The sequence below is a fragment of the Micromonospora sp. NPDC047467 genome (genome assembly GCF_040643095.1).
Classification (GTDB): Bacteria; Actinomycetota; Actinomycetes; order Mycobacteriales; family Micromonosporaceae; genus Micromonospora.
Map to the genome: position 1 here is coordinate 103,784 of NZ_JBEYTO010000010.1, position 14,592 is coordinate 118,375.

At 72.1% G+C, this 14,592-nt stretch carries 14 protein-coding genes; 12 read left to right on the forward strand and 2 right to left on the reverse strand.

Annotation, left to right across the window (positions count from 1 at the left end; translation table 11 throughout):
• Positions 1–14: 14 nt before the first annotated feature.
• From ABZ780_RS25580 to ABZ780_RS25605, 6 genes are all read left to right on the forward strand, one after another.
• Positions 15–1,112: a hypothetical protein gene (locus tag ABZ780_RS25580; RefSeq protein ID WP_357487712.1), complete on the forward strand. Its 1,098-nt coding sequence runs from the start codon at positions 15–17 to the stop codon at positions 1,110–1,112.
• A 20-nt stretch (positions 1,113–1,132) separates the two neighbouring features.
• A complete protein-coding gene (locus tag ABZ780_RS25585) occupies positions 1,133–1,411 on the forward strand; it encodes a hypothetical protein (protein ID WP_357487713.1) in 279 nt (92 codons plus the stop codon).
• A 102-nt stretch (positions 1,412–1,513) separates the two neighbouring features.
• Positions 1,514–1,747, forward strand: coding sequence for a zinc-ribbon domain-containing protein (locus tag ABZ780_RS25590; protein ID WP_357008634.1), 234 nt, complete (start codon positions 1,514–1,516; stop codon positions 1,745–1,747).
• Between the two features lie 360 nt (positions 1,748–2,107).
• Positions 2,108–4,363, forward strand: coding sequence for an EAL domain-containing protein (locus tag ABZ780_RS25595; protein WP_357008632.1), 2,256 nt, complete (start codon positions 2,108–2,110; stop codon positions 4,361–4,363).
• Between the two features lie 50 nt (positions 4,364–4,413).
• The gene (locus tag ABZ780_RS25600) at positions 4,414–5,172 is read left to right on the forward strand and encodes a MerR family transcriptional regulator (RefSeq protein ID WP_357487714.1); all 759 of its coding nucleotides are present in this window, start codon (positions 4,414–4,416) and stop codon (positions 5,170–5,172) included.
• Between the two features lie 92 nt (positions 5,173–5,264).
• Positions 5,265–6,065, forward strand: a complete 801-nt coding sequence (locus ABZ780_RS25605; protein WP_357487715.1) for a hypothetical protein — start codon at positions 5,265–5,267, stop codon at positions 6,063–6,065.
• Between the two features lie 7 nt (positions 6,066–6,072).
• Here ABZ780_RS25605 and ABZ780_RS25610 read toward each other — a convergent pair whose 3' ends face one another.
• Entirely contained in the window at positions 6,073–7,308 is a 1,236-nt protein-coding gene (locus ABZ780_RS25610) for a serine hydrolase (protein WP_357008623.1), read from the reverse strand.
• Positions 7,309–7,528: 220 nt separating this feature from the next.
• Between ABZ780_RS25610 and ABZ780_RS25615 the strand changes: the two genes are divergently transcribed.
• On the forward strand, positions 7,529–7,813 hold the full coding sequence (locus ABZ780_RS25615) for an antibiotic biosynthesis monooxygenase (protein ID WP_357008620.1): 285 nt from the start codon (positions 7,529–7,531) through the stop codon (positions 7,811–7,813).
• Positions 7,814–7,861: 48 nt separating this feature from the next.
• Here ABZ780_RS25615 and ABZ780_RS25620 read toward each other — a convergent pair whose 3' ends face one another.
• On the reverse strand, positions 7,862–9,415 hold the full coding sequence (locus ABZ780_RS25620; RefSeq protein WP_357487716.1) for a gluconokinase: 1,554 nt from the start codon (positions 9,413–9,415) through the stop codon (positions 7,862–7,864).
• A gap of 215 nt (positions 9,416–9,630) precedes the next feature.
• Here ABZ780_RS25620 and ABZ780_RS25625 point away from each other — a divergent pair, with 215 nt between their 5' ends.
• The 5 genes from ABZ780_RS25625 (at position 9,631) to ABZ780_RS25645 (ending at position 14,590) form a co-directional block, all read left to right on the forward strand.
• Positions 9,631–10,794: a hypothetical protein gene (locus tag ABZ780_RS25625; RefSeq protein ID WP_357487717.1), complete on the forward strand. Its 1,164-nt coding sequence runs from the start codon at positions 9,631–9,633 to the stop codon at positions 10,792–10,794.
• 45 nt (positions 10,795–10,839) lie between these two features.
• The gene (locus ABZ780_RS25630; RefSeq protein WP_357008612.1) at positions 10,840–11,373 is read left to right on the forward strand and encodes a hypothetical protein; all 534 of its coding nucleotides are present in this window, start codon (positions 10,840–10,842) and stop codon (positions 11,371–11,373) included.
• A gap of 49 nt (positions 11,374–11,422) precedes the next feature.
• The gene (locus ABZ780_RS25635; protein ID WP_357487718.1) at positions 11,423–12,697 is read left to right on the forward strand and encodes an RNA polymerase sigma factor; all 1,275 of its coding nucleotides are present in this window, start codon (positions 11,423–11,425) and stop codon (positions 12,695–12,697) included.
• 115 nt (positions 12,698–12,812) lie between these two features.
• Positions 12,813–13,196 (forward strand): YciI family protein, encoded by a 384-nt coding sequence (locus ABZ780_RS25640; RefSeq protein ID WP_357487719.1) that lies wholly within the window; start codon positions 12,813–12,815, stop codon positions 13,194–13,196.
• A gap of 155 nt (positions 13,197–13,351) precedes the next feature.
• Positions 13,352–14,590: a hypothetical protein gene (locus ABZ780_RS25645; protein WP_357487720.1), complete on the forward strand. Its 1,239-nt coding sequence runs from the start codon at positions 13,352–13,354 to the stop codon at positions 14,588–14,590.
• The last annotated feature ends 2 nt before the right edge of the window (positions 14,591–14,592 follow it).

Here is a 14,592-nt window from a genome sequence, read left to right on the forward strand (position 1 = left end):
ACTGGAGCTGCCCGGTGGGCCTGCAGCTGCCAACTGAGCTCGCCGAAGCCCTCAACTGGGTAGGTTTCACCTGGCCGGAGGCCGACGAGGAGCTACTGTTCGAGGCCGCCCAGGCGTGGATGTCCTTCGCCGGCAAGCTGCGTACGACGGCTGCCCAGGCGAACGCCGGAGCGAGCGCCGTGAGCGCGACCAATCGGGGGCGTGATATCGACGCCTTCGAGGCGCGGTGGCGCGACGAGGAGGGTCCACCCCGCCGTATCGAGGACGGCGCCGAGGCCGCGGAACTCATCGCCGCCGCGCTGCTCGTGATGGCCGTGATCACGTTGGCCCAGAAGATCCTCACGATCGTTCAGCTGACGATCCTGGTAATCCAGGTTGCCATGGCCCTGGCGGCAGCCGCCCCCACCCTCGGTGGCTCGCTGGCACAGATCCCGATCGCGATCGGCGTGGCCCGGGTCGCGATCCGCCGGATCATCAAGGAGGTCGTGGAACGGGTCGTCAAGGAGATCATTCCGCGAATGCTCCGCCGCGCCAAGACGTTGCTGCGCCGGTTCGACCGCAAGGGCCCCAAACGTCGGCCGGAGCGACCCGGCGTGCCCGGGCCACTGCAGGAGGTCCGTTACCAGGGGCGACCGATGCGGGATGACTACCGGTACGAGACCATGGGCGACCACCCGGGGAATCCCTTCCGACCCAAGTCGGTGCGTCGACTCAGCGAGGCGGAACTGGAAGATCACCGGGTGTACGTCGACTCGGACGGCGTCCTGCGCCAAGCACTGGACGGCCAGCCTTTCGACACCCGTGCCGCGTCCACGCACTGGAGCCAGGACGGAGGCCGGGCCATCTTCGTCATGGACGAACGGGGCAACATCTACGCCTCGAACTACCAGGAGGTCGGTAACTTCCACCACTCGACCCTGGGCAACGGCAAGCCGGTTGCGGCAGCCGGCGAGATCGCGGTCGTCGACGGTAGAGTGCAGTACGTGACCTCCGCCAGCGGGCACTATCGACCCGATCCTCAACAGATGCGGCAGGTCACCGACGAGTTGAGCCGTAACGGCGTCAACGACATCCCGCTCTTCGGCTTCGACGGCCGTACCCGGTTGAATTGACCCGTCGGAAAGGGTGCGGAATGAGCGACCATGACTGGAAGGGCGTCACCAACCAGATCCTGTACGGGGTGATGTTCACCCCGCAGTTGGACGCCGCCGCCGCCAGCCAGATGGCCGCGGCGATGATGGAGCGGCGCTACTTCGGTGACGGCCCGGACGTGTACGCGGACGCGATCGCCCAGGCACAGCGATACACCGGCCTGCTGACCGACGACATCGAGACGCCGCACAGCGAGCAGGGGTTCCGCGATTTCCTGCGCAGGCTCGCGGGCGAGTTGAACGAACGGCGAGGGCAGTAGACCAGCCGCCGCGCCAGCCGTGAGGCAGGCGTCAGCGGCGGTCGTTCTGATCCGCCGGCTGGATCCGGTGACTTTTCGCGGTGCAGTGGGTATTGGCGTTCGATGTTCTTCATCTTCGGTCTGCGGACCAAGGTCGACCGGTCCGGGGTCGTGCAGCAGGTCTGCCGCCACTGCGGCAACCACGCCGCTCAGGTGATCAGCCGCCGATCGACCAAATTCTCCCTCTTCTTCGTTCCCCTCATCCCGATCCGCACCCGGTACGCGTCTCAGTGCACGTTCTGCGGAGCGCAGTACGAGATCTCCAAGTCCGACGCCGAGCGCCTCCCGGTCGGCTGACCCGTCGATGGAACGCTTCCTCTGCTGGTTGATCCGCCGGCCACCGCCCCCGGCCGGCGCTGCGGTGCACACCGCCTCGCGCCCGCCCTGCACCCCCGGCCGGCGGAAACGCCGCCGCGCCCGCCGCCCGCTGGCCGGCACCAGGCTGCCCCGCTCACCCTGGAACCGTTCCACCGGCCGCTGACCGGACCCGCCGGGCGCGCACCGGCTGTCCGGAGACCCTGACTGGACGGCCGTTCGTGGCTGGACCGGCGTCAACCTTCGGCCCTGGCGGCGTACTCGGGCGGTGGTTAGGCTTTCGGGGTTTGCCGTGGACCGGTCCTCCCGAGGGTGCACGCACGACGACGAGCCGGAGCGACCGTGTCCCGACAGGACGTGCAGCAGGCTGCGAGGGCGCGCAGCCCCGCCGGTGCGTTCGTCGCGGCCGCGGTCATCGTCCTGGAGGCGTGCTGGCTGCTCGCCGCGCTGCCCGGCGCCGCGCTGGTCAGTGACCTCGGCGGGATGCTGGTGGCCGGCTGGGCGACGGCCGCGTGCGTCGGGGTGGCCCGTCGACATCCGGCACCGCTGCGCCGGTTCTGGACGCTGCTGGCGGTCACCATGGCGCTCGCCGCGCTCGGCCGGGCGATCTGGACGGTGCAGCGGCTCGTCGGTGGCGACCTGCCGCACACCCCGCTGGTCGGGGCGGTCTTCGTCGCCGGCATCTTCACCGGCACGGCCGCGCTGCTCAGCTCGCCGTCCGCGCCTCGGAGCGCCGTCGGGCGGGCCCGTACGTTGCTGGACGGGGTGATCGTCGCGCTGGCCCTGGTGCCGATCGCCTGGGTGCTGGTGTTCCGCGGGGTCGCCGCCGCGGAGTTGGCCGACCCGGCGCGCACACTGGGGCTGCTCTACCCGATGTTCGACCTGATGCAGCTCACCATCCTGGTCGCGGTCTCCGGCCCGGTCCGGCCGATGTGGCGGCCGATGAGCGTGCTCGCGGCGAGCCTCACCCTGCGCGTGGTCGCCGACATTGTCTACGTGTCGCTGGTCGCCCGCGGCGACTACGCCGCCGGGCATCCGATCGACCTGTGCTGGCCGCTGAGCTACCTGCTGATCGGCCTGGCAACCAGGAACCCGCCGCCGCCGGACTGCGACGGCACCGACGACACCGCCGAGTCGCCGCTGCCGCCCTGGTGGCGGGTGGCGTTGCCGTACCTGCCGGTCGGTGGGGCGATCATCGCGGTGGTGCTGGCCCGGCGGCCCACCGGCCAGACCCCACAACTGATCTTCGTGACGATGATGGTGCTGCTCGCCGCCCTCGCCGTACGACAGGGGTTGGCGGCCAACGAGAACCTGCGGCTGGTGGTCCGGCTGCGCCGGCTCGCGTACGGCGACCAGCTCACCGGGCTGCCCAACCGGCTGCTGTTCAACCGGCGGCTGCGCCTGGCCCTGCGCGACGGGCGACCGGTGGCCGTGCTGCTGCTCGACCTGGACGGGTTCAAGCAGGTCAACGACCGGTTCGGGCACGCCACCGGTGACACCCTGCTGACCGGCCTGGCGGCCCGGATGCGCGTGGCGGTCGGCGATGACGGCACCATTGCCCGGCTCGGCGGGGACGAGTTCGCCGTGCTGGTCGACGGTGACCGGCCGGTGCCCCCGGAACGCCTCGCCGAACGGCTGCTGGACGCCCTGCGGCCGTCCGACGGTGAGGAGGACGTCGGCGTGCACCCGTCGGCGAGCATCGGCATCGCCGAGTACGGGCCGCAGCACACCTCCCACACCGATCTGCTGCGCGACGCCGACATCGCCATGTACGCGGCCAAGGCGGCCGGCAAGTCCGCGTACCGGACGTGCACCCCGGCGCTGCGCGAGTCGGCCGTCTCCCGGGCCGAGCTGATCGCCGACCTGCGCCGCGCGGTCGACGAGGACCAGTTGCACCTGGAGTTCCAGCCCATCGTCGACCTGTCCACCGGCGCGGTACGCAGTGCCGAGGCGCTGGTGCGCTGGCGGCATCCCCGGCTGGGAATGCTGCCGCCGGCGAAGTTCCTGCCGCTGGCCGAGGAGACGGGCCTGATCCTGCCGATCGACCGCTGGGTGATCCACGAGGCGTGCCGGGCGGCGGCGACCTGGCGGGGCCGCGCGCCGGAGGCGACAGTCGCGGTGAACATCTCCGCCGCGCACCTGCGCCGGCCGGATCTGATCGCCACGGTCACGGCGGCCACCAGCGCCGCCGGGCTGGCCCCGCGCGCGTTGACCCTGGAGCTGACCGAGTCGGCGTTGATCGAGGGCACCGACGCGGTGCTGGAGCGGCTGCACCAGCTTCGGGATCTGGGCATCAGGATCGCCATCGACGACTTCGGCACCGGCTACTCGTCGCTGAGCTACCTGCACCGCATCCCGGCCACCGAGCTGAAGATCGACCGGTCGTTCGTGGCCCGGCTCGGGTCGGACGACCGGGCGTACGCCACCGTGGAGATGGTCACCCGGCTGGCCGGCGCGTTCGACCTGGCGGTGGTCGCCGAGGGGGTCGAGACCGAACGCCAGCACGAGGCGGTCGCCGCGATCGGTTGCCCACGCGGGCAGGGCTATCTGTACGGGCGGCCGGACGCCGCCGCCACGGTGGGTCAGAATCGGGCTTGACCCTCACGTAGCGGCAGGCGGGAGCCTGGTTTCCGGAAGGGAGGGGAACCATGGCGTACACGGTGGGTCAGGTGGCGAGGGTCGCCGGCGTGACGGTCCGGACGTTGCATCACTACGACGAGATCGGTCTGCTCTCGCCGAGCGGGCGGACGGCGGCCGGCTACCGCCGCTACGACGACGGGGACCTGCAACGGTTGCAGCTCGTCCTGTACTACCGCGAGCTGGGTTTCCCGCTGGAGCAGATCGCGGCGATCATCGACGACCCGGCGGCCGACCCGGCCGCGCACCTGCGCCGCCAGCACGAGCTGCTGACGGTACGGATCAAGCGGTTGCAGGAGATGGTCGCGGCGATCGAGTTCGCGATGGAGGCGAGCAAGTTGAACATCCACCTCACCCCCGAGGAGCGCTTCGAGGTCTTCGGGGACTTCAAGCCGGAGGAGCACGAGGCCGAGGCCGAGCGGCGCTGGGGTGACACCGACGCGTACCGGGAGTCGAACCGGCGGGCCTCGGGCCACAGCAAGGACGACTGGCTGCGGATCAGGGCGGAGAACGAGGACTGGGGTCGGCGGATCGTCGCCGTGCTGGCCTCGGGCGCGCCGGCCGACAGCCCGGAGGCGATGGACCTGGCCGAGGAGCACCGGCAGATCATCGGCCGCTGGTTCTACGAGTGCTCGTACGAGATACACACCGGGCTGGCCGACATGTACCTGGCCGACGAGCGGTTCACCGCGCACTACGAGACCATCGTGCCGGGGCTGGCGGCGTACCTGAACGAGGCGATCCACGCCAACGCGATCAGCCGCGCGTGAGTCGGTGCGGTCCGGCTAGTCTGGCCGGGCCGCACCGCGGTGAACGTCGATCGGCGACCGGCCGGCGGCGTGCCCGATCGGGGGAGATGACCGTGCAGAAGCCCAAGCTGGTCGCCGCCGGCGTCGTCCTCGCCGTGGCGGTGGCCGGCGGGGTGTGGGCCCTGGTCGCCGCCGGTGACGAGCCGGACGCCAATCGCCCGTCGGCCGGCGCGTCGACCGCCCCGACCTCACCCGCGCCGGTCCCGACCGACCCGGTCGGCGCGTTGAAGGCCGCCGCCGTGAAGGCCGACGAGCAGTCGTACAGGCTGACGGTGGGCACCGGCGGGGCGGCAGGTGGGGACAGCACGGTGTTGCTCTGGGACCCGAAGGCGAAGCGCGGGCTGGAGACCACCTCGCTCAAGGTGCCGAACGGTGAGGTGAAGATCGAGCGGTTGACCACCGGGGCCGATGTCTACGTGCGGGTCAGCGCCCCGGACCGGCGCGTGCCGGTCTGGGACGGCAAGACCTGGTGGCACGTCGGCGCCCCGGGCGCCCCGGGGTCCAAGCAGGGCCTGGACAACACCCGGCTGGCCAGCACGCTTACCGCGCCGGCCAACGTCCGGCAGACCGGTGCGCGGGAGTACGCGGGCACGCTGGACCTGCGCGACAGCGCCGCCGTGCTGGGCAGCGGGGTCGGCGGGGTGCTCGGCGACCGGGCCTCGGCGGTGCCGTTCACCGCCACCGTGGACGAGCAGGGTCGGCTGGTCCGCTACCGGATCGAGCTGGCCACCGAGCAGTCGAAGACCGCGCAGCTCGACCTGACGTACTCGGATTTCGGTCTTCCGGTGTCGGCCGACCCGCCGGCGGCCGATCTGGTGGGCGAGGACCCGCCGGCGAACATCCCCGGCGCGTGACGTCGGTTCACTCCTCGACCGCGCCGTCGGTCGGGGTGACGAGGAAGTCGTAGACGGTGCGGGCCATCCGGCGGACGGTCTCGTCGCCGGTGGCCATCGGCCCGGCGGTGAGGAACGCGACGGCGGTCTCCGTGCCGGGGATCAGGTAGTAGCCGACGTCGTGTGAGGCGTCCGGCAGGTCGCCGGTCTTGTGTGCCACCGGCACGCCGGGTGGCAGCGCCGCCGGAATCTTGGTGTTGAGGGTCTGTTCCCGCATGAAGCCGATCATCAGGTCGCGGGAGTCCGGACTGAGGATGTCGCCGTCCCAGACCGCGCCGAGCAGCGACACCACGTCGTCGGGGCTGGTGTAGTTCTCCTCGCCACGCTGGGCGGCCGCGCTGTCGAGCATCCGGCGGGCCAGGATGGTGGACCGCTGGTTCATCGAGTCGATCAGCGCGTTGACCGGTGCGAACCCGCCCAGGTAGGTGATCAGCACGTTCGCGGCGATGTTGTCGCTGTACTTGATCAGGTACTGGGCGAGCCGGTGCAGGGTGACCACCTGCGGGAACGTCTCGAACTGGAGCTGGCCGGTGCCGCCGACCACGTCGTCCGGGGTCACCAGCACACCGTCGTCGAGCGAGACCTGTCCACAGTCGACCCTGCGGAGCAGCTCGACGAGGATCCACAGCTTGATGACGCTGGCGGCCTTGGGGCGCAGCGCGCCGTTGACGGCGATCTGCTGGTCGCCGTACCGGCCGGACAGGTCGCGGACGGTGACCCCGGCCGGGTTGAGGCTGGCGTCGGCCACGACGCGGGCGAGCTGCCCGCTGAGCGGGAACAACCGCGCTCCCGCGACCGGGTCGGTGGGCGGCTGCGGGCTGGTGACGACCACGCCGGGCAGCTCGATTGGCGGGCGGTGCCGGCGGATCACCTCAAGCGTGCCCTCGCTCCGCCCGACCAGCGGCACCCGGTAGCGGTATCCGGTGCCCCCGACGATGACCTCACCGCTGGCCACCCCGGCGGCCACCCGCATGTCCGGGTCGGCGACCCGGCCGGTGTCGCCGTCACAGGCGCGGTAGCGCACGGTGTGCCCGAGCGAGTCCACCGCGAACACTCCGCCCGGGAACGACAACCAGGACACCTCGCTGGTCGGCGCCCGCTCCGGCGTCGGCTCCGCGACGGGCGCGCGGCCCGGACCGTCCGCGGTGGCCGGCCCGGTCGTCGCGACGACCGCGAGCGCGACCGCCGCCGTCAGCCATTTCATGGGTACGCGGACAGGCATCGCCAGCAGGGAAGATGAGCGCCTCTTGTCGCTTTTTCTCACGTTTGCACGATATGAAGCGCCGGGGGCCAGTGGTGTCGCCGGGTCTGGTGTCACCCGTCCGGGCGGCGGTGTCGCCGATAGCCTGATGTCTCACAGACATCAAAATGTCTCACAGGCATCACGCTCATCAGCACTCCCGACCCCCCGGAAGAGGCACCCAATGTTGATCATCGCTGGCAGCTTGCAGGTCGAGCCGGATGCGCGCGACGGCTATCTCGCCGACTGTGCCCCGGTCATCGCGCAGGCCCGCGCCGCCGCCGGCTGTCTCGACTTCCTGCTCGCGGCCGACCCGCTGGAGCCGGGGCGGATCCACGTCTACGAACGCTGGGAGTCCGAGGAGCAGTTGGCGGCGTTCCGCGACTCCGGGCCGAGCGAGGAGCAGACAGTGGCCATCCTCGACGCCGACGTGCACCGCTATTTGATCTCCGGCGTCGAGGCGCCCTGACCAGGCCCGCGCCCGCCGGGGTCGGCCCTGTTGCGGCCGGCCGAAGGGCTACATCGGTGGCCCTGCGGGAGTGACGGGCTGGGCGGGCAGGCCGGGTGCCAGCCGGCGCATCGAGGTGAAGGCGGGCACCAACGCGTCGTACAGCTCGGCGAAGAGCGGCAGCAGGGACGCGTACGTGGCGGCGGCGGCCGGGTTGGGGCGGACGGTCTCCTCGATCCGCACCAGGTCGGCGGCGACGTCGATGCTGGGGATCAGCCCCAACGCCTGCATGCCGAGCAGCGCCGCGCCGAAGCTCGACCCCTCGTGCGCGGCCGGGAAGCTCACCGGCAGACCGAGCACGTCGGCGAGCATCTGCCGCCACAGGCCGCTGCGGGCGAAGCCCCCACCGGCGCGGATCTCACGGACCTCGTTGCCGGCGGCGCGCACCGAGCTGAGCACCAGTGCGAGCTGCTGGCAGACGCCCTCCAACGCGGCCCGGACGAGGTGTTCGCGGCGGTGCCCGTGGGTCAGCCCCACGTACGCGCCGCGCGGTAACGCACTCCAGTGTGGAGCGCGTTCGCTGTGCAGGTACGGCAGCATGATGAGCCCGCCCGAGCCGACCGGCGCCCGCGCGGCGATGGCGACGAGCTCCTCTTCGGCGTGCTCGCCCAGCTCGGGTGCGAGTGCCGTGCCGGCCCACTTGAGCACGATGCCGCCGTTGTTGATCGCGCCGCCGACCGTCCAGCGGTCCTCGGTGAGCGCGTAGCAGAACACCCCGCCCAGCGGGTCGACGCCGGGCCGTTCGACCATGACCCGCATCGCGCCGCTGGTGCCGATCGAGCAGGCCACCATGCCGGGGTGCACCGCGCCCAGGCCCAGGTTGGCCAGCGGCCCGTCACCGGCGCCGACCACCACGGGGGTGCGCTTCGGCAGGCCGGTCGCGGTGGCGGCCTGCGGGGTGAGCCCGGGCAGGACGGCCGTGGTGGCGACCAGTCGGGGCAGTTGTTCCTCGGTGATGCCGGCGATGGTCAGGGCCTCGGTGTCCCACTCCAGCCGGTGGATGTCCATCAGCCCGGTGCCGGAGGCGATCGAGTGGTCGATGACCAGTGCGTCGCAGAGTCGCAGCAGCACCCACTCCTTGATGCCGACCCAGTGCGCGACCCGCTCGAAGAGCTTCGGCTCCTGCTCGGCGTACCAGAGCAGCCTGGGCAGTGGCGACATCGGGTGCATCGGTGTCCCGGTGCGCCGGTGCAGAGCCAGCCCGGACGGCACCGCCCGCAACCGCTCGGCCTGCCGGGTGGCCCGCGCGTCGGCCCAGGTCACCGACGGGGTGAGGGGGTTGCCGTCCTGGTCCAGCCCGATGAGGCTGTGCATGGCGGAGCCGAAGGACAGCCCGGCTACCGGCGCGGCCAGTTCGGCCACCACCGCGCGGATCGACCCGACGACCGCGGCGAGGATCACCTCCGGGTTCTGCTCGGCGTACCCGGGCTGCGGGTCGTCCAGGGGATAGCCGGCCGTGTGGCTGGCGAGTAGCCGCCCGTCGGTGTCGTACGCGACGGCCTTGGTGCTGGTGGTGCCGAGGTCGACCCCGATCACTACTCCGGGCAGGGTGCCTGTCGGCATGACCTCACCCCTCCCGTCACGAACGCTGCGGTGGCGTGGTCGCCACCCGGCTGGCACACGCCGAACCGCATGAACCTCCGCAGCAGTATCGCCCTATCGTGTGGGTTACTCCGCCGATCGGATATTTCGCCCATTCTGGCGTGTCCGCTCCGCGCGGCGGGGCTGTTAACCCAGTGACACCCCAGATTGGTGGCCTGCGCGGCGAAGGAGTCGGCGTGGCAAAGACTGAATCGACGGGTTCCACGTGGCGGTACCGGTGGGCGCACCGGCAGAACGTGCGGCGGGTCAGCACGTTCCGTGGCGCCGAGGCGGCATGGCGGCGTCGCGACGACGAGTTACGGCGGCTCCGCGCCCTGGCCGCCGACTTCCACGGCTCTGCGGCGGCCGGTGCCGGCCTGCCACTGGAGTTGGCCGACGGCGAGGTGGTGCTGTGGGCCCTGCCCGCCGCGCAACTGGTCGAGGTGCGACACACGACCGTGCTGCCCGCGCCGGACCTCACGGTCGCCCCGCCGGCCGGGCCACTGCGCCAACGCCGCCCGGACGGCGTCCGCGTCGCCGACGCCGGCATGGCCGTGATCACGAGCCGTCGACTGGTGCTGCTCGGTGGGCGTGGCCGGCGCGACTGGGCGTACGGCCGGATGACCGGCCTGGCCCACGACCCGGCAGCGCCGGTCACCCTGATCCAGGTGTTGGACCGGCGGCGTACCTCCGGGTTGCTGCTGCCCGCCGACGCGGCGGCGGACTTCCGGTTCAAGCTCACGCTGGCCTTCGCCGACGCGATCGAGCAGCGTCCGGCGGTGCTCGCCCAACTCGACGAGCTGATCGCCGAGCACGACCAGCTCAAACCGTTCCGGCCAGCCGCGGCCACGCCCGCGCAGGCGCGGCTCCTGTCGTTCGTGCCCGGTGGTCGGCGCACGGTCGCGGTCGCGGCGGGCATCGCGTTGCTGGTGCCGGCGGCTCTGATCGACTCGAACCCGTCCGACCCGGCCGGCGGCGCGGAGGTCGCCGTCGCGGCCACCCCGGCGCCCAGCCCCAGCACGGTCCCCGCGCTGGTCCGCCCGGCGCTCCCGCCGCCCACCCAGAGCGCCAAGCCGAAGCCGTCGAAGTCGACGAAACCGACGTCGCCGCGCCCGTCGTCGACCGCGTCGCGCGATCCGCGCTGCGGTGCCCCGGAAAACCCGCTGGGGTACGACTTCTGCGGCGGCACCCGGATCCGCCGGCCGGCCGCCGAGGTGTGCGACTGGTTCGAGTGCGTGCCGCAGTTCTGGGCCGGTCGGGGTTATCTGGTGCAGTGCCGGGACGGCTCGGTCAGCCTGACCGGTGGTCGGTCGGATGCCTGCGCCGAGCATCGGGGCGTACGGCGGACCATCACCAAGTGACCGATTTAGGGGTTAAAGTCTGCTTCGGTCGGCCAGAATGATCGAGTGGAGATCCGGTCCGACGATGGCGCCCGGGTGCGGATCCGTCCGATCGGCTACCAGCCCGGCATCGACCCGCCCGACGACCCCGACCGGTCCGCGCCCGGTTGGCACGACTGGTTGCTCATCGAGGTGGATGCCCGCACCGCCGACGGTCAGATGTGGTCGCACCACTACCCGAGCCTGATGGCCGAGGAGGCCCGCGCGCTGGGCAGTTGGCTGCACGGCCAGGCGCGAGCCGCCGCCGAGCCGAACCCGCCACCGGCGACGGTCCGCTTCACCGAACCCAACCTGGCGCTGCGGACGCGGGTGCTCCGCCGCCGCCGGCTGGAGCTGATCGTGGAATTCTCCGCCGAGTCACTGCCCCCGTGGATGCGCCGCCCTACCACCGCGATCTACCCGCTGATCCTCACCGTCTCCGCCGACGCCCTCACTGTCGCCGCCGAACAGTGGGGCGGGCACTGCGAGGCGTACCCACCGCGTACCCGGTCGCGGTTTCCGGCCCGAGGCCCGCTGACCCACCCGCGCCGTGCCGACTGAACCGTGCGGTCCTTGTGGAGCCTGAGCCGCCCTGCTCTGATGTGCGGTCATGGAGGTTGAGCAGGTGCACCGCACGGTGGAGGCGGTGTGGCGAATCGAGGCCGGGCGGGTCGTCGCCGCCCTGGCCGGGCTGGTACGCGATGTCGGCTGGGCCGAGGAACTCGCCCAGGACGCCCTGGTCGCCGCGCTGGAGCAGTGGCCGCGGGACGGCGTACCGGCCAACCCGGGCGCGTGGCTCACCACGGTCGGCAAGCGGCGGGCGATCGACGCGCTACGCCGTCGCAAACTGCTGGAGCGCTCGGTAGCCGAACTCGGGCAGGATCTCGACGACGACGGGTTCACCCCGGACTTCGACGCGGCCTTCGAGGAGCGGATCGACGACGACCTGCTGCGGCTGGTCTTCACCGCCTGCCACCCCGTCCTCTCGCCGCAGGCGCGTGCGGCGCTGACCCTGCGCGTGCTGGGCGGGCTGAAGACCGAGGAGATCGCGCGGGCGTTCCTGGTGCCCGAGACCACCGTCGCGCAGCGGATCACCCGGGCCAAGAAGACCCTCGCCGAGGCGCGGGTGCCGTTCGAGGTGCCCGGCGTGGCGGCGCGTGCCGAACGGCTCGCCTCCGTGCTGGAAGTCATCTACCTGATCTTCAATGAGGGCTACTCCGCGACCGCCGGCGACGACTGGATGCGCCCGGCGCTCTGCGCGGACGCGCTGCGGCTGGCCCGCCTCCTCCAGGAGTTGATGCCCGAGGAGCCGGAGGTGCACGGGCTCGCCGCGTTGCTGGAGATCCAGGCGTCGCGTACCGCCGCCCGGGTCGACGCCGACGGCGAGCCCGTCCTGCTGCTGGAGCAGGACCGGGGGCGCTGGGACCGGCTGCTGATCCGCCGCGGCCTGGCCGCCCTGGACCGCGCGCGGGCGGCGAGTGGCCCGCCCGGCGCGTACACCCTCCAGGCGGAGATCGCCGCCTGCCACGCCCGCGCGGCTACCCCGCAGGACACCGACTGGGCGCGCATCGCCGCCGGCTACGCGGAACTGGCCCAGGTCGTACCGTCGCCGGTCGTGGAGCTGAACCGGGCCGTCGCGGTCTCCTTCGCGCACGGCCCGGCCGCCGGTCTGGAACTGGCCCGGGCGCTGGTCGAGGAGCCGGCGCTGGCCCACTATCACCTGCTGCCCAGCGTGCTCGGCGACCTGCTGGCCAAGCTGGGCCGCCACGACGAGGCGCGTGCCGAGTTCGAGCGGGCCGCCGAGCTGACCGGCAACGAACGCGAACGCGCGCTGCTGCGTGCCCGTGCCGCCGACTGCGCCCGGGGTGTCGCGCCGACCCGCTAAAAATTTCTTCGCCCGCCATGTCGTATCCCGGTCCGGCCGCTCGACGCGTCAGTGAAAGCCGGCCCGGCCGCGCTCTGCGGCCGACAGCGTTCGTCAACAACGAGAGGACCAACCGATGCGCTACATGATGATGCACAAGATCGATGAGAACCTGCCGGGGGCGTTCAACCCGAGCCCGGAGTTCATGGCCCGGATGGAGTCCTTCATGAAGGAGGCCGGGCAGTCCGGCATCCTGCTCGCCGCCGAGGGGCTCTGCAAGACCTCCAAGGCCGACGCCACCCGGATCACCGTGACCGGCGGCAAGACCACCGTCACCGACGGGCCGTTCACCGAGACCAAGGAACTGATCGCCGGGTTCGCGCTGGTGGACGTGCGCTCCCACGAGGAGGCCGTGGAGTGGGGGCGACGGTTCTCCGACGTCTTCGCCGAGACGATCGGTGAGGTGGAGGTGGACATCCGCCGGGTCTACGAGGGGCCTGAGCACGGCCAGTCGGCCTGACCAGGCCCGCGTCGCGCCGCCGTCCGGATCGCCTGGGCGGCGGCGCGAGCCGGAATATGCCGGCCCGTCAAATCTCTCCTTTCAGGACCAAAGGGAAGCATCGATCCTTGGTGCGTTCCCTGTCCCGCGCATGAGCGGTTGTACCGCGTGTGACCGTGACCTCACTGGCTCGTTCCCCCTGGCGAACCGCCTGGGTCGAGCGCGAGAACGAGCGGCGCCAGCACGCGTACCGCGCCGCGGTCGACACCTGGCGGCGACACGGCGAGCACCTGCGCCGGCTGCGAATCGAGGCAGCCGGCTTCCTCGGGTGTACGCAGCCGCGCACCGGCCTGCCGGTGGCCCTCGACGTCGACGAACTCGTCTTTCGGATCGTTCCCGCAGCCGAACTGGTCGAGGCCGAGGCGCGGCACATCCCCGGCCTACCCGCGCCCGGTCCACTCACCTGCGCCGCGCCGATCAGCGACACCCTGCCGGCGGGCCTGCGGGTCGTCGACGCCGGCATGGCCGTGGTGACCAGCCACCGGGTGGCCTTCGCCGGCAGCGAACGCCGGCGCGAATGGCGGTACGCCGACCTGGCCGACCCCGCGCACCATCCCGACGTCCCGGTCACGCTGCTGCCGGACCACGCTTCGCTGGGCGGGTTACGCGTACCGGCCAACGCCGCGGTGAACTTCCGCTTCTACCTGGCCCTCGCTGTCGCTGCCGCCGCCGGGGAACGCGCCACCGTCATCGCCCAACTCGACGCCCTGCTGGCCACCCACCGACGCGAACGGCCGACACCGCCACCGTCGGCTGAGCCGGACGAAGCGCCACTGCTCGCGGTACGCCCCGACCGCCGGGCGCTCGTCGCCGCAGCCGTCGCGACGGCGGTGGTCGCGACGCTCGGGCCCGCCGTCGAGCCACCGCAGGCCAGCCCGGAGCGGCGGGCGGCGTCCGCCGTCGTCACTGTCGGCCCCCCGCGTGCGGGCGGGCCGGTGGCATTTCAGACGGGTACGACCAGCCGGGAAACTCCGGCAACGCCGAGGCCGGGCACCGGTGCTGCCCCGGTCGGGCCGTCGAGTCCTTCTCAGCCCGTCCGGCCGGCGGTCCCGTCGCATGTCCCTGCTCCACCGGCCACCGCTGCTGATCCGGTTCTGTCAGCTGCTCCGGCCCCGACCGCTGTTCCGGAGCGGCCCACCGCTCCGGTCGCGTCCACCGCGCCGGCTCCGCCTACCGCTCCGGCCCCAACCGCCAGTTCGACGCCGACACCGGACCCGCCCACACCATCACCGTCGCCCACCGTGACGGGCGTGGCCACCACGCCGACGCCGGAGGACCCCACGCTGCTGACGGCCTGCCTGGGCCGGCTGTTGCCGCTGGTGGACCTGCTGCTCTGCCCGCCGGCCGAGTCGTGACC

Coding starts and splice junctions, on each gene's coding strand:
- ABZ780_RS25585 (WP_357487713.1), top strand. CDS start 1,133: ATGAGCGACCATGACTGGAAGGGCGTCACCAACCAGATCCTGTACGGG.
- ABZ780_RS25590 (WP_357008634.1), top strand. CDS start 1,514: ATGTTCTTCATCTTCGGTCTGCGGACCAAGGTCGACCGGTCCGGGGTC.
- ABZ780_RS25600 (WP_357487714.1), top strand. CDS start 4,414: ATGGCGTACACGGTGGGTCAGGTGGCGAGGGTCGCCGGCGTGACGGTC.
- ABZ780_RS25610 (WP_357008623.1), bottom strand. CDS start 7,308: ATGAAATGGCTGACGGCGGCGGTCGCGCTCGCGGTCGTCGCGACGACC.
- ABZ780_RS25615 (WP_357008620.1), top strand. CDS start 7,529: ATGTTGATCATCGCTGGCAGCTTGCAGGTCGAGCCGGATGCGCGCGAC.
- ABZ780_RS25620 (WP_357487716.1), bottom strand. CDS start 9,415: ATGCCGACAGGCACCCTGCCCGGAGTAGTGATCGGGGTCGACCTCGGC.
- ABZ780_RS25635 (WP_357487718.1), top strand. CDS start 11,423: ATGGAGGTTGAGCAGGTGCACCGCACGGTGGAGGCGGTGTGGCGAATC.
- ABZ780_RS25640 (WP_357487719.1), top strand. CDS start 12,813: ATGCGCTACATGATGATGCACAAGATCGATGAGAACCTGCCGGGGGCG.